The sequence below is a fragment of the Clostridium sp. genome (assembly GCF_016650035.1).
GTDB lineage: Bacteria > Bacillota > Clostridia > Clostridiales > Clostridiaceae > Clostridium_AD.
The window spans coordinates 1-15,344 of record NZ_JAENWM010000091.1 but is presented as its reverse complement, the minus strand read 5'-3'; the positions used below and the strand labels follow the sequence as shown (position 1 = coordinate 15,344).

The window sequence follows — 15,344 nt, the reverse complement described above, 5'->3', positions numbered from 1 at the left end:
ATTTTTCAAATAAGTTTTCAGAAAAAACACATATGGTCACTGTACACATTGGTAATAAAGATGCTAGAGTTTTAGTTGAATTTGTTTTTGTAAAAACAATTCCTGAAGCAGTTACAGCAACATTCGCATTGAAAGAAGCTACTAAAGAATTATTTGAAGAACATAATAAAAAATATAATGATGGATTAAGTAAAGAATTTTTTGAAAGTGCTAAAGTTCTTCACTTAGCAATTGGGGAAGGAACTACAGAATATCCAATAACAAATGGAATTAAATTTAATCCTGAATTTATTAAAGGAACTAATAATGGAGTTGGTCATGCAATAGATAAAGTTTTAGAAGAATTTAAAACTACAAAGGGATTATCAAAATTTACTAGACAAGATTATTCAGATGTTATTAAAAATAAAAATCATAAATTTCACGATTATGCATTAGAAATAATAGAGCAGTATATTGAAGAAGAAGCAGAAGAAATATTGTTCCATGCTAAACAAGAAATTCAAAAAGCTAACAATGATATTAATGTTGTATGTGTATATGGTGGAGGTTCTATTTTAATGAGAAAATCACTTGAAAAAGAGTTGAGAATATTTTGTGATAGAGCTGAAATAAAGTTATTTTATGTTCCTAAAAAATATGCTATAAACTTAGAGTGTGAAGGTTTATATAATTTTACTGACAGTAAAATATTTAGCACTTTAAAAAATCAAAATAGTGTAAGCAAATAAGTAAATACCAAATGAAGTATAGGGTATGTTTTTATCCTATACGAAATACGGTAGTAGGTTTTAAATATATTAAATATATTAGTTAAAAGTAATAATAATGAGGTGTTATAATGACAACGGATAAAAAAAGAAGTGGGTATTCGTTTTCTCTTAAAAAAACAGATAATCCTATTATAAAAGAATTTATTACCGCACAAGATAATTTTTCAGAAACAATGAGATTTTTAATAATAAATTATTGTATGGAGAATGGAATTGAAAATGTTTCATCAAAATTAAATGACTTGATTTATAGTTTAGCTTATTCAAATACGAATAATTCAAATCAAACTAAACAATTAAATGAAGAAGAAAAAATAATAAAAAAAATTGAAGTAAATACTTCAATTGATGAAATAAGCGCAGATAAAGAAGAGAAAGAAGATATTCCAGAATGTTATAAATAAAGATTAAAAAAACAAGTTTTAAAAATATTGATGTATATAAATAAAGTGGCATAATTTTTTAATTATGTCACTTTATTTTTTTATACTTTACTGGAATATTGTTTTTGATATATGAAGAAAAAAGTTTAAATATTTCTTCTCTTTCTGAAAGTGATAAAGTTTCAATATCAAAATACTTTTCACATAAAGCACCAGTTTGAATTAAGAGCCTAGTACGAGCTTTTCTATCTTGTGTATGTAATGATTTATGAAAAGATTTTTTCTTTTCTTCTAAGAGTTTAATTTTACTTTCAATTACTTCAATATCATTCATATTATGCCTGTGAATTAGGGGTAGATGGTTCCTTATTTGTATCAGGTATATTATCATTATAGGTAAGCAAAGTTTCAATATCAGTAGGTTTATTTGAATCAATTAGTTTTAATATAGTTTCTTCATTAAGCGAAGATACATTCCAAGATTTCAACAGATATTTTCCGATTTCTCTTTCTTGTTTTGCTTGCAATGATTTTTTTCTTTCTTGTAATTTTATTATTTTTTCATCAATAGAATCTAAACTATTTCGTTTAGACATAATATCACCTCATTAAATTAGTATAATTTATTATACCATAAAAGGATAAACAAGTAAAAGTTTTAAATATAACAATACTATAGATTGAAAAGTAAATTATACGGTGATATAATATCCCTAAGAGAAACAAAGGGCGCACTTATACGTCACTAATGTGATGTGTGGCGAAATTTTTGTAAAATTTATTAAATCGTCATGCGTGAGAAAAATTCACTTCGTTCATGTTTATAAAAGGGAGATAATATTTATGGCTATATATCATTTATCAGGACAAATAATATCAAGGTCAGGAAGTGATGGAAGTACACGATCTTCTGTAGCTTGCGCCGCATATAGAAGTGGTGAAAAATTATTTAATGAAAGAAGTCAAGAAACAAAATATTATATAAGAACTGTCGAACCGGTTACAAAAATATTAGCACCTGAAAATTCGCCTAGTTGGGCATTTGATAGAGAGAAGTTATGGAATGAAGTTGAAAAAATTGAAAAAAGATATGATGCACAATTAGCAAGAGAATTTAATGTGGCTTTACCAAAAGAATTAAATGTAAAAGAACAAGAAAAACTTGCTTATGAATTTTGTCAAAAAGCTTTTGTAGATAAAGGAATGGTAGCAGATATTTGTATTCATAATGATAAAAAAGATAATGCACATTTTCATGTTATGTTAACGATAAGACCGTTTAAAGAAAATGGAGAATGGGGAGCTAAATCAAAAGAAAAATATAGTTTTGATAAAGATGGAAATAGACTAAGGCAAAAGAATGGAAGATATAAATCTGTAAAAGTTTCAACAACTGATTGGAACAAAAAAGAGACTATGCAATTATGGAGAAAACAGTGGGAAGTAATGACAAATAAAGCATTAAAGAATAATGGAATAAATGAAGTAGTTACATGTGAAAGTAATAAGAATTTAGGAAATGAAAAACTAGCAACATTACATGAAGGATATGTTGCTAGAAGTATGGAGAGTAAAGGTAAAGAATCTGAATTGGTAAGCAAAAATAAAGTAATTAAAGAATATAATAATACTGTAGTTGAATTAGGAAAATATAAAGGTGAGAAAAGAACAAATGCTAATTATCAAATATTTTATAGAAATTTTTCTCCAAAAGAAAAAGGTATTTTGAAAAATGCAGCTAAAGAATTAAAAATATTTATTAATTATGAAAACATAAATAATAGAATAGTTCAGTTAAAAAAATGGGAGAAATCTTTAAGCTTTAAAGATGAAAGTATAGATAAAACAAACAAATTAAATAGAGTTGAAAAAGAAGAAAAAATACTTGATGAAGCAATTGAAATTTTGGGAACTGAATCAGATAGATTTTTACAAAAAAATTATAATAGTTTAGATATAAGTAGTTTGAACATTGATGAAAAAATTGAAATAGTTAATAATACGGTTGATGATAAAAAAATACTTAATACTGATGAAATACTATTATTAAAAGATAAAGTAAAAGAAGAGAGTTTGGAGAAATCGTTAAATGATATCTTTAATAATAATATAAGATTTACAAAGTCAGTTAAAGAAGATATAGAACACATAGAAAAAGTTTTTAACGGACTTGTAAAAAAATATAATATAGATTTCTCAAAGCCTGAAACTGCTAAAAATGTACCTGATAAAATACTTAATAATATAGAAAAAATGGTTAATAGAAAAGCAGATTTAAAAAGTTCATTAAAAATTATAAACACAATTTATGATATTAAATTAGCTAAAATGTATCCTGAATGGGAAAGTAAAACAGAATTAAAATTGGAAGAAAAAGAATTATTCATTATGAGTAAAGAATACTTTGGTAAAACATTAATGCCTGATGACTTTAAAAATGTAACTTATAAATATAATTCGCTACAACAGGAAGAGATTTTAAATATATTAGACGTAAATAATAATGAAAAACTTAAAGAAAAATATCCTGATTTTAAAATAAATGAAGTGTACACGAATATGTTTTATATGGAATGTCATTCAAATAAAAACTTAAATGAAGCATCAAAAACATTAGTTAAAAATTACTTTAACAAAGATAACTTTATGAAAAACTTTAAAGTCTCCGAAAAAGGAATTAACAATGAAAATAGTAATTCGTTTGAAAAGGATCATGTAAAATCAGTTAGTGAAAAAAGTTTGTTATTTGATGTTATTGGTACTTTAATAAATGAAATAGATCAGAGGTTTCAAGAAGGTAAATTTGAAAATGATATACAAAAGAAAAAAGCACAAAGGAAAAAATTACAGAATAAAAAAAACAGAAGCCAAGGACCTAGTTTATAATTAAAATCAATAGGGTTTATTTTTACCATCAATGAGTTGCATTTAATATTATTCTGAATAGTTATAAACGTCTTATGCTACTATGTAAGACGTTTTTTTATGTTCAGGTGTAAATTTAATTGGTTGAATAAATAAGGCTTAAAAACAGCATATAGAGAGAATAACACTAAGTTTTATATGATTTTAAATTTTAATTGTTTTTAGGTTATAGCAGTTAATAATTTTATTTAGAATTTGGACGTCCGAGCAGTCCTTCCGTTACAATTAAAAGCCTTAAACAAAACTAATTCTATATTTTTAGAACTATCTCCATGCTTTTTAATTTCAATCTATCTTGTAATGTTCTTACTGGAATGCCCGATTCTCTAGCTACCTCTTGCAATGTCTTTATATTTTTTAATTCACATTCATATCAAAACATTAACATGCGTCAAGGAATTTAATGCAGCAGGAAGAGATCCTGAATTACTTTAAGAAAAATTGTATTACAAAATAAATATAAATTGAATTTACAAAGGTAAATCCAAATAAAATAAAAAAGATAGTTACAAAAGTATTACGAAAGTGTTTTATGATTTGTAAACATCTTTTAAATCTTGAATAAAATCCACTTACAAGTATTGAGATCATACTTAAACTCATATTTTTCTCAATATTTCCAATTAGACTTTGACAGGTAAATACAATCATTGGTTACCCGCAAAATTCTTCTGGGACCTAGTAAACCCAATAATAAACAGTGAAAGAAAAGAGCATATATTAAGAGCTTAAATTTCAAAAAATAACCTAATTTAACATATGCTAAAACAATAGGTGAATTTAGGTTATAATATAATTGCATTGGTTTATGATGATGCAATTATATTTATTATAGGGTAGACATTGTAGTATAATATTAATTTTTATATATGATAATTTATAAGTATAAATTGGTTGGTTTTCAGGGGGGAATTGAATGTGGATAAAAAAAGCTTAAGTGAAAGAGATATATGTAGCAAGTATATAACACCAGCGGTAATAACTTCAGGATGGGATTTAAAAAAACAAATTAGAGAAGAAGTGACTTTTACAGCAGGGAGAGTAATTGTAAGAGGGAAATTTATTACAAGGGGTAAGGCAAAAAGAGCAGATTACATTCTTTATTATAAACCCAATATACCCATTGCTGTTATTGAAGCAAAAGATAATAAACACTTTTTAGGTGCGGGTATGCAGCAGGGGCTTGAATATGCTGAAATATTAGACATCCCTTTTGTGTTTAGTTCAAACGGGGATGGATTTCTTGAACATGATAGAACAATTAAAGCAGGCAAAGTAGAAAAGTTATTAAACTTAGACGAATTTCCTTCACCTGAATCACTATGGAATAGATATAAAATTTCAAAAGGCATTAAAGATATTAACGAAAAGGTAGTTACACAAGATTATTTTTTTGACCAAGGTGGTAAACTTCCTAGATATTATCAAAGAGTAGCTATAAATAGATCTGTAGAAGCTATAGCTAACGGTCAAGACAGGATATTGCTTGTGATGGCAACTGGTACAGGAAAAACATATACAGCTTTTCAAATAGTGTATAGGTTATGGAAGAGCAAAACTAAGAAAAGAATATTATATTTAGCTGATAGAAATATATTGATAGATCAAACAATGATAAACGACTTTAAATCTTTTGGGGACAAGATGATTAAAGTGAAAAATAGGCAAATAGATAAGGCCCATGAAATATATTTTGCATTATATCAAGGAATCACAGGAACAGATGAATGGGCAAATGTATATAAAGAGTTTTCACCAGAGTTTTTTGATCTTATTGTAATTGATGAATGTCATAGGGGAAGTGCAAAGGAAGATTCAGCCTGGAGAGAGATTCTTGAATATTTCAAAGCTGCAACACAAATAGGTCTTACAGCTACACCAAAAGAGACAAAAGAAGTTTCAAATGTAAACTATTTTGGTGAGCCAGTTTATACATACTCATTAAAACAAGGAATAGAAGATGGATTTTTAGCCCCTTACAAAGTAATAAGAGTTTCGTTAGATAAAGATATTGAGGGTTATAGACCTACTAAAGGAAAACAAGATAAAAATGGTTTTCTTATTGAAGATAGAGAATACTATGCAAAAGATTTCGATAGGAATATGGTATTAGAAAAAAGAACTCCTTTAGTTGCAAAAACAATATCTAACTATCTAAAGAAAAGCAATGGTAGATTTGATAAAACTATAGTTTTTTGTGTTAATATTGAACAGGCTGAAGATATGAGGGTTGCATTAGTTAATGAAAATGCTGATTTAGTTTCAAAAAACCCAAAATATATTATGAGAATTACAGGCGACAATGAAGAAGGGAAAGCAGAGCTAGGTAATTTTATTGATCCTGAGAGTACTTTTCCGGTAATTGTTACAACATCAAAACTTATGACTACAGGGGTAGATGCACAAACGTGCAAATTAATAGTACTTGATAGTAATATAAATTCAATGACAGAATTTAAACAGATTATAGGTCGTGGAACTAGAATTAGAGAAGACTATAAAAAGATGTTTTTTACTATTATTGACTTTAGAAATGCAACAAAACTCTTTGCGGATAAAGATTTTGATGGTGAACCAGTACAAATATATGAAACTGAAGATATAGAAGACATAACTCCTCCAGAAGTTAATGATGAAGGGGCTGAACATGAACCAGTAGAAGAAGATGCTAACACAGGTTCAAGTGTACCCAATATAGATATAGAAGATGAAAATATTAGCGGAAGACCACGTAAATATTATGTAAATGATGTAGAAATAAAGGTTTTAAATGAAAGAGTCATGTATTATGATAAAGATGGTAACCTTGTAACTGAGGGTTTAAAAGATTATACAAAGAAAAATATTAATAATGAATTTAAAACATTGGATGAGTTCTTGAAAAAATGGAATGGGTCACAAAGGAAAGAAGCTATTATTGCTGAATTAGAAGAGCAAGGGATACTATTTGAAGCTCTTCAAGACGAGGTAGGGAAGGACCTAGATCCATTTGATTTAATATGTCATGTAGCTTATGATATGAAACCACTTACAAGAAAAGAAAGAGCTAACAATGTTAAGAAACGCAACTATTTTGCTAAATACGGAGATAAAGCAAGAATGGTATTAGAAGTTCTTTTAGATAAATATGCGGATGAGGGGATTAAAAACCTTGAAAGCATTGAAGTGTTGAAAGTTAAACCTTTTAACGAAATCGGTTCTTTTGTAGAAATTGTAAAAAGCTTTGGAAATAAGGATAAATATTTAGAAGCAATCAGAAACTTAGAAAAAGAAATATATACAGCTTAAGTGTTTCATACACAAATAATGAAGGGAGTCAATTTTAAAATGGCTATAGGAAATGTAATAAAATCTATACAAGATATAATGCGTCAAGATGCAGGTGTAGATGGTGATGCACAGAGAATATCACAGTTAGTTTGGATGATATTTTTAAAGGTTTATGATGCAAAAGAAGAAGAATGGGAAATTAGAGAGGATGATTACAAGTCTGTAATTTCAGAAGAACTAAGATGGAGAAGTTGGGCCTCAAATGACGAAGGCATAACAGGTGACGATCTTTTAGATTTTATTAATAATAATTTATTTAAAACCTTAAAAGAAATTTCTATAGATGAAAATGATGATCCCAAAGGTGCAATTGTAAAAGCAGTATTTGAGGATTCCTATAATTATATGAAATCAGGAACATTAATGAGACAGGTAATTAATAAATTAAACGAAATTGATTTTAACAGTAATGAGGATAGGCATCTTTTCAATGATATTTACGAAAATATATTAAAGGATTTGCAGAATGCGGGTAATGCTGGAGAGTACTATACACCTAGAGCTGTAACTCAATTTATGGTAGATATGATAAATCCTAAAATAGGTGAAGTTGTATTAGATCCAGCTTGTGGTACAGGGGGGTTTCTATTGTGTGCTTTAAAATGCCTTAGAAATCAAGTGACTAATATAGATGATAAGAAAGTATTAGAAGATTCTATTCTTGGCATGGAGAAAAAGCCATTGCCTCATTTGTTGTGTACTACAAATTTAATATTGAACGATATTGACGTTCCACAGGTTAAACATGATAATTCACTTAGTAGAAATGTTAGAGATTATAAGCAAAATGAAAAAGTTGATATTATATTAACCAATCCACCTTTTGGAGGAACAGAAGAAGATGGAATTGATGTGAATTTTCCCAAAGAGTTTCAGACAAAAGAAACAGCAGATTTATTTTTCGTATTAATTATGTACAGATTAAAAAGCCAAGGAAGAGCTGCTATAGTCTTACCAGATGGATTCTTATTTGGTGAAGGTGTAAAAACAAAGATAAAAGAAAAACTTTTTGAAGAATTCAATTTGCATACTATTGTAAGATTACCACGAGGTGTTTTTGCACCATATACAATTATAAATACAAACTTGTTATTTTTCGATAAAGGTGAGCCAACAAAGGAAGTTTGGTATTTTGAGCACCCATTACCAGAAGAAAGAAATGGGAAGCCTTATAATAAGACAAACCCAATAATAATAAATGAATTTGATATTGAAAAAGATTGGTGGTTTAATCGTCAAGAAACTCAATTAGCTTGGAAGGTAAGCATTGAAGATATAAAAGCCAATAATTATAATTTAGATATTAAAAATCCTAACAAAGAAATAATGAAAAAAATTAAATCACCAAATGAACTATTAAAAGGAATATTTGACAATCAAAAAGTTGTTAATGATATGCTGCAAAAAATGGATAAGGAGATTAATAAATAAATATGGCTATACATAAAATTGATGAAGTGTGTGAATTAATTAAAGGAAATACGCCTATACAAAAGGCTGTTTGTGGTAAATACCCATTAGTTGTAACAGCTGAAAACAGATTGACTAATGAAAACTATCAGTTTGATTGCAAGGCTGTTTGTATTCCATTAGTATCATCAACAGGTCATGGTCATGCAAGTATAAACAGAATACATTATCAAGAAGGAAAGTTTTCTTTAGGAAGCATACTTGTAGCTGTAATACCAAAAAATAATAATGTTTTAAAAGTAGAATATCTTTATGTATATCTTTCATATATGAAAGATTTAATCCTTGTACCATTGATGAAAGGGAGCGCGAATGTATCTCTCACTATCACAGCGTTAAAATCAGCTGAAATAGAAGTCCCATGTTTAGAAGAACAAGAAAGAATCATCATATTAGCTAAAGATATGAAAAATAACAGAGAAATATTGAATACTGCTTTAGAAATGCAACTAAATAATATTATTGAGTTACGTCAATCTATTCTCGAAGAAACTGTCCAAGGCAAGCTTGTACCACAAAACCCAAAGGATGAACCAGCAAGTGTACTTTTGGAAAAAATAAATGAGGAAAAATTTAAAAAAATTAAAAAATTAAAAAAAGAAAAGCAACTACCGCCTATCATGGAAGATGAGATCCCTTATGAATTGCCTAAGGGGTGGGAATGGGTGAGATTAGGAAATATAATATATTATAAAAATGGATTTGCTTTTTCTTCAACACATATGGATAAAAGCAAAAAAGGAACGCCTGTAATAAAAAGCAATACAATAGGAAAAAAGAAAGTTATATTTAACGCTAAAACTGATTATGTATCAAATATTACTAATAAAATGCAGGAGTATTTTATTTCAAAAGGTGATTTGCTAATGGTTTTATCCTCACAATCTTCAAATGTAGAACCACTAGGAGTTACAGCCATGTATTTATTTGATAACTCAGCATTGCTTAATCAACGAGTGTTAAAGTTTAGGGGATTAATTTTAAACAACAAGTATCTGTTGAATGTAATTAATTCAACATGGTTTCATAATGTGCTATCACATAAGGCAGCAGGTTCAGCACAAGCAAACCTAAGAATAGAACATATTACGGAAATGTTAGTGCCTATTCCTCCGCTTAGTGAACAAATCCGCATAATTCAAGAAATAGATAAACTTATGTCATTATGTGATGTACTCAAAAAAAATGTTGAGCAATCTAAAAATGATAGTGAGCTTTTAGTGCAGTCAGTTTTACAAGAAGCATTTAAATGTAATGATGAAATAGGAGTACAGGTAGTGTAGTAATGGAAACCAAAATGGCTATAAGCATGTAAAAAAATGGATTTTAAGTTTAATACCTATTTTACCATTGATAAAAAACATCTGGTAATGGCTTATTAATTGTTTATAAGCCATTATCAGATGCTTTTTTTTTATGAGCATATCAAAATGTAGTTCGTTTGTAGTATACCGTAGGCGAACGAGAACTAATAGCCTTAAAAGTGGCATTATATGGTGGTGAATATACACATAAACAGTTCATGTAATATATGGACTTTAAACGAACGATTTAATACAATAAGTATAAAGAGGTTATTACATGCAAACATACTTTTACATTAGTTATGTTCAAAGGAACAAAATACCATTAGACAAGAGGTAAGGGCAAAATAATATAATATACCAAGGAAATGTGTTTATATAGGGAATGATAGTTGTAGGAACGTAACAGAAAGAGTAGTGTTAACTAATCTAATGACAACATTAAAGAGTTGAGATAATATCATAGGAGATAGTATACTCTAATGTATATATTAGAGCTTTTTTATTTTCACTTGTTCAATTGTAGATACCCGTTATTTTATTGGCTATGTCTATATTGCAGGAGCAGCGCAATAGTTACTTGGTCTAGCTTAATTACTGGGTCTTTTTTTATTTATTGTAATATGATACAATAAATTGAAATTATTTGACAAAGGATGCCAATTAATTTAAATCAGTATTTAATTGTATACTAACTATAAAATAGTAATCTTTTTTAGTAAATATAATATAATATAATATAACATACGAAAAATTATTAACCTAATAGGTTAATAAAAATTGACGATTGGGGGATAATATTATATAATGGACTTAGAATTCAAAACTAGCAAGCTTCAAAAACAATGTGAAAATCCTAAGGAAGCTCAGAAAAAATATGGACCACAGATTGGAATAAAACTTACTCAAAGGGTTAATGAATTAATAGCGGCTTTAAGTTTAGAGGATGTTAGTAAAAATAGAGCTAATGGGTTTCATGATTTAGATGGCGATAGAAATGGCGAATTCGCAGTTACATTAGTTCATCCATTTAGACTGATATTTAAGCCTATTTTTGATAATTCTGATAGTAAGAATGATCTAAGTTCAATAAATGTTGTAAGGATTGAGGAGGTAATTGATTATCATGGCAAAAACAAGAGAAAATAAATATACGCCAACTATTGCTATCCCTCCAGGTGAGACGATAAAAGAAAATTTAGAAGTGTTAGAAATGTCTCAGACAGAATTATCTGCGAGAATAGGAATTACTACTAAACATTTAAGCAATATAATAAATGGTTTAGCTCCGATAACTTATGAAACTGCCTTGAAACTTGAAGTTGTAATTGGACCTAGTGCAGAGTTTTGGATGAACTTAGAAATAAATTATCAGCTTAATAGAGCAAGATTGAAAGAACTTGAACAAATAAGCCAAGATATAGAGTTTTTAAAGTTTATTCCATATAATGAAATTAGTAAATTAGGATGGGTTGATGTAACCACAGATAAAAAAGAAAGGGTTATCAATTCAAGAAGTTATTATGGAGTTGCTTTATTAGGATTAATTAAGAACTCATATAGCGTTAGTTTTAGACAGGGCAAAACGAATCATGAAATATCTAATTATGGCGTTTTGGCATGGCTTAGAAAAGCTGAAATGAAAGGGAACGATATTGAAGTTGAGGTGTTTAATAAAATTAAACTTAAAACCCTTATCCCTGAGTTTAGAAAATTAACGTTGGAAAAACCTGAGGTGTTTTATCCGAAAATGAAGCGGTTATGCGCAGAATGTGGGATTGCATTGGTATTGGTGCATTCTTTATCAAAAACTTATATTCAGGGAGCTACAATTTGGAAAAATGATAAAGCTATATTAGCATTGACGGTTAGAGGAAAAAAAGCAGATATTTTTTGGTTTACATTTTTCCACGAACTTGCTCATTTAATACACCATGGTAAAAAAGAAATTCATATTAATTACGAAAATGATCATGATAAACAAGAAGACGAAGCAGATTCAATTTCTAGAAGCTATTTAATATCTGAGAAACAATACAGTAATTTCATTAAAAATTATCCTTATACTGACAAATATACGATAGTAAAATATGCTAAAGAAATTGAAATAAGTCCATGTATATTAATAGGAAGGTTACTACACGATGAGTTAATAAGTTATGACAAGTGGTGTAATGATATGAGACCTTCTTTTAAAATTATATAAAGTTAAATATGTCTTAAGCCTGTGGTTAGAGAAATCTAGCTTCAGGTCTTTTTTATTTTTGGATATCCTTGTCTATATGGGGTAGTATAGATAATCCGACAATGTTGGCGCTACCCCATAGCCATCAAGCTAAGCATAATATTATTGTGTTGTATAATACATTAAAAAATCATCATTAATAAAGCCTTTTTTCATATAAAAAAATAAAGGATCACAAACCAATGGTATAATATTCCTAAGAGTTACGTCAGATTAGTATTTTATTGCGATACAAGGATTATTTATTTACTTATTGGGAGGTGTAATTTGAAAATTGATATTATCGGGGCTGTTGGTAGTGGAAAGACGTCGTTATCACGTAGGATAGCAGAAGAATTTCATATTCCTTGTTATGAACAAGATAATATAGTTTGGATGAGGACAGGAAAAGGTGATATTAGGCGTCCAGATAAAGAAAGAGAAAGAATGTTCATGGATATACTGACGAGTAAAAACTGGGTGATGGAAGGTTCACCAAGAAAATACTTAAAAAAGCGTTATGAATATTGCGATTATATTATTTTTTTAGATACAAAGTCCTTTATACGATTGTATAGAATTTTAAGACGCTGGATTCGGCAAAGAACGGGGAAAGAATCATATAACACCAAGCCAACATTAAAGTTTTTATGGATGAATATAAAGTGGCACCATGAATTTAATAATGATAGAAAACAGTTAATATCCGAATTATTGCAATGTGGATTAAGATATAAAAGATTTAAAAATGCAAATGGTGTTATCAATTTTTGCTATAATACATACGAAATAAAATGAGTCAGGATGTGAGAAAACTTTTTGCTGTCTTATATTTGAATTTAGAGGATGTGAATATATGTATAAAAATGTAAAGGTGATACTCATTGGTGGAAGTCCGATGAGTGGGAAGACAACATTAGCTACTAAAATAGCTTCAAAGTATTTTTATAATTGTATTTCTACTGATGATATTGGACAAGTAATTCAAACAGTAATTGATGTTGATCTAATGAAAGGACATGATTATCGTGAATATTATATTAGGAAATCTATTGATGGACTTATTAAGGATATAACAGATTATCATGAGAGAATATGGCCTTCAATAAAACGTTTAATTGATATACATAGTAATTGGTCTAATCCAATTATTATCGAGGGATGGGCATTATACCCCCGGTTAGTGAAAGAGTTGGGTGATAAAAATATAAAGAAAATATGGCTAGTTTGTGATGATAAAGTTCTAGAAAAAAGGTTAATCGAAGCTAAAGAATTTTACATAGGAGCGACAGATAAAAATTTGATGATTCTGAATTACTTGAAGCGAAGTATATGGCATAATCACAAAATTTTTAAAGAGATTAAAGAATTTAACGAAGACCACATAAGAATATCTGTAGATTTAACGAAAGAAGAATTATTTAAGAGAGCTATAGAGGTGTTAGAAAGATAAAATTGGCACTGTATTAACTAACAATACAATCAAGGTGTTACCGGCAAAGTCATATAGTGAGATTTCGGCAACTATATTTACTGAATTTTTACCAGTTGTAAAAGGTTGCTATTGACATTGAGCCTCTATGGGTATGACTATCAGCCCTTAAGAACGCCTTATAAATAAGGGCTCGCAGTGGGTAGTCTATCATACCCACCCTCAATGTAAATAGTTCGCTACGCCAACCCTACTTTTGAACTGGAAGAAATTCTCTCTTTTTACTTGCCGAAATCTCACCATTTGTGTTTGCCGGTTACACAAGGTAGCTTTGGCTGCAATGGGGCAGGGAACATAATTCAGTAAGTACTGCGTAATTTGTAGTACTTATTTTATAATAATTTAAAAGAATATTTTAATAGGAGGTAGAATCTGTATATGAAAAACAAAATTCTTTTATAATAATAGTTGCTGCAGTAATATTATTATTCCCTATATTGATGGACAAATTAATAGGTAACAATATTTCTTCTAATATATCAAATGAGCAATGGGTATCATTTTTAGGAAGTTACGTTGGTAGCATATTAGGTGGTGCTTTTACTATTATAGGTGTATTTGCTACAATAAAATATTACAAGGATCAAGATGAGTCAAAGCATCAAGAACGTGAAAATGTGATACTTTCTGAAATAAAGAAACAATATGAGATAAAATATAAATTTGAATTTTTAGATGAATTGCATAAGATGAACAGAACTCTCAACATAATTTCAGAGCATTTCTCTACTGTAAAAATGTTGATTTATAATACTGAAACAGAAAATCCATTAAAATGTATTAGCCCTAGTTTGTGGAAATACATAAAAACACAGGCTAGTGATATTGATACCCACTATAATAACATAAAATCAATATATGAATGCAAACTAAGTGTTTTTTATAGTGATTCTTTTATATTGAAAGCTCAAGATGATGTGAGTGCTTTATATTTTATGCTGGCCGAAGGTCTTAATAACGTAAATAGAAATACATCTGTAGAAAGCCTTGAACAGAATTTGCTAGATATGGTACATCAATGGCATCTTAATAGAAGCATTAATGATATTAAAGATATATATGCCTGGATTAGTGACTTTAAACAGAGATTCGTTGATTATATGACTGGGTTTAAAGAAAGCATGTAACATAAAAGTAGTTTTTTGTACGAGGGAAAGATGTCCGGAAAAACAAAAAGGAATGTACTTGCAAATTATATAAGAAAACCATTCAATTATTATTTGGATTTTATAAAAGTTCGTGTTTAATGCAAAAGGCGAACTTTAGCTATATTACTACGTTTGAAAAGTTATAACACTAAATTTACATGAAAAGCGAACTTTTACTTGATAAAACGCGAACTTATACTATAATTATATTAATAGGTAATAAATAAATTATAGAAAGTGGTGTAAATAAATGGTAGCATTAACAACCGAGCAATATGAAAATATAATAGAGGTT

Annotated in this window: 12 protein-coding genes and 1 pseudogene; 11 read left to right on the top strand and 2 right to left on the bottom strand. The window is 28.5% G+C overall.

Going from position 1 to position 15,344, the window contains the following annotated elements:
• Both JJD95_RS16805 and JJD95_RS16800 read left to right on the top strand, forming a co-directional pair.
• Positions 1–731, top strand: a pseudogene (locus JJD95_RS16805) (hypothetical protein); the annotation flags it as partial.
• Between the two features lie 110 nt (positions 732–841).
• On the top strand, positions 842–1,177 hold the full coding sequence (locus JJD95_RS16800; RefSeq protein WP_291644171.1) for a hypothetical protein: 336 nt from the start codon (positions 842–844) through the stop codon (positions 1,175–1,177).
• A 67-nt stretch (positions 1,178–1,244) separates the two neighbouring features.
• Here the strand turns inward: JJD95_RS16800 and JJD95_RS16795 are convergent, their stop codons facing one another.
• Together JJD95_RS16795 and JJD95_RS16790 are read right to left on the bottom strand one after the other, a co-directional pair.
• Complete coding sequence (locus JJD95_RS16795) at positions 1,245–1,490, bottom strand: hypothetical protein (RefSeq protein ID WP_291644170.1); 246 nt, start codon at positions 1,488–1,490, stop codon at positions 1,245–1,247.
• A gap of 1 nt (position 1,491) precedes the next feature.
• On the bottom strand, positions 1,492–1,752 hold the full coding sequence (locus JJD95_RS16790) for a hypothetical protein (RefSeq protein ID WP_291644169.1): 261 nt from the start codon (positions 1,750–1,752) through the stop codon (positions 1,492–1,494).
• A 247-nt stretch (positions 1,753–1,999) separates the two neighbouring features.
• On the opposite strand from JJD95_RS16790, the gene mobQ reads away from it, so the two are divergent.
• The 9 genes from mobQ (at position 2,000) to JJD95_RS16745 (ending at position 15,028) form a co-directional block, all read left to right on the top strand.
• The gene (gene mobQ, locus JJD95_RS16785; RefSeq protein WP_291644168.1) at positions 2,000–4,042 is read left to right on the top strand and encodes a MobQ family relaxase; all 2,043 of its coding nucleotides are present in this window, start codon (positions 2,000–2,002) and stop codon (positions 4,040–4,042) included.
• 957 nt (positions 4,043–4,999) lie between these two features.
• A complete protein-coding gene (hsdR, locus tag JJD95_RS16780; RefSeq protein ID WP_291644167.1) occupies positions 5,000–7,369 on the top strand; it encodes an EcoAI/FtnUII family type I restriction enzme subunit R in 2,370 nt (789 codons plus the stop codon).
• 39 nt (positions 7,370–7,408) lie between these two features.
• A complete protein-coding gene (locus JJD95_RS16775) occupies positions 7,409–8,842 on the top strand; it encodes a class I SAM-dependent DNA methyltransferase (RefSeq protein WP_291644166.1) in 1,434 nt (477 codons plus the stop codon).
• 2 nt (positions 8,843–8,844) lie between these two features.
• Positions 8,845–10,164, top strand: coding sequence for a restriction endonuclease subunit S (locus tag JJD95_RS16770; RefSeq protein WP_291644165.1), 1,320 nt, complete (start codon positions 8,845–8,847; stop codon positions 10,162–10,164).
• Positions 10,165–10,992: 828 nt separating this feature from the next.
• Entirely contained in the window at positions 10,993–11,334 is a 342-nt protein-coding gene (locus JJD95_RS16765) for a hypothetical protein (protein WP_291644164.1), read from the top strand.
• The gene (locus JJD95_RS16760; protein WP_291644163.1) at positions 11,312–12,391 is read left to right on the top strand and encodes a HigA family addiction module antitoxin; all 1,080 of its coding nucleotides are present in this window, start codon (positions 11,312–11,314) and stop codon (positions 12,389–12,391) included. Before JJD95_RS16765 ends, JJD95_RS16760 begins: the two co-directional genes overlap by 23 nt.
• Positions 12,392–12,697: 306 nt before the next feature.
• Positions 12,698–13,207, top strand: coding sequence for a DNA topology modulation protein FlaR (locus JJD95_RS16755; RefSeq protein ID WP_291644162.1), 510 nt, complete (start codon positions 12,698–12,700; stop codon positions 13,205–13,207).
• 58 nt (positions 13,208–13,265) lie between these two features.
• The gene (locus tag JJD95_RS16750; protein ID WP_291644161.1) at positions 13,266–13,862 is read left to right on the top strand and encodes a hypothetical protein; all 597 of its coding nucleotides are present in this window, start codon (positions 13,266–13,268) and stop codon (positions 13,860–13,862) included.
• A gap of 479 nt (positions 13,863–14,341) precedes the next feature.
• Positions 14,342–15,028, top strand: a complete 687-nt coding sequence (locus tag JJD95_RS16745; RefSeq protein ID WP_291644160.1) for a hypothetical protein — start codon at positions 14,342–14,344, stop codon at positions 15,026–15,028.
• Positions 15,029–15,344 lie beyond the last annotated feature (316 nt).

Excerpts from the sequence above, each read along its gene's own strand:
- JJD95_RS16800 (WP_291644171.1), top strand. The coding sequence starts at position 842 with ATGACAACGGATAAAAAAAGAAGTGGGTATTCGTTTTCTCTTAAAAAA.
- JJD95_RS16795 (WP_291644170.1), bottom strand. The coding sequence starts at position 1,490 with ATGAATGATATTGAAGTAATTGAAAGTAAAATTAAACTCTTAGAAGAA.
- JJD95_RS16790 (WP_291644169.1), bottom strand. The coding sequence starts at position 1,752 with ATGTCTAAACGAAATAGTTTAGATTCTATTGATGAAAAAATAATAAAA.
- mobQ (WP_291644168.1), top strand. The coding sequence starts at position 2,000 with ATGGCTATATATCATTTATCAGGACAAATAATATCAAGGTCAGGAAGT.
- JJD95_RS16775 (WP_291644166.1), top strand. The coding sequence starts at position 7,409 with ATGGCTATAGGAAATGTAATAAAATCTATACAAGATATAATGCGTCAA.
- JJD95_RS16770 (WP_291644165.1), top strand. The coding sequence starts at position 8,845 with ATGGCTATACATAAAATTGATGAAGTGTGTGAATTAATTAAAGGAAAT.
- JJD95_RS16765 (WP_291644164.1), top strand. The coding sequence starts at position 10,993 with ATGGACTTAGAATTCAAAACTAGCAAGCTTCAAAAACAATGTGAAAAT.
- JJD95_RS16760 (WP_291644163.1), top strand. The coding sequence starts at position 11,312 with ATGGCAAAAACAAGAGAAAATAAATATACGCCAACTATTGCTATCCCT.
- JJD95_RS16750 (WP_291644161.1), top strand. The coding sequence starts at position 13,266 with ATGTATAAAAATGTAAAGGTGATACTCATTGGTGGAAGTCCGATGAGT.
- JJD95_RS16745 (WP_291644160.1), top strand. The coding sequence starts at position 14,342 with ATGGACAAATTAATAGGTAACAATATTTCTTCTAATATATCAAATGAG.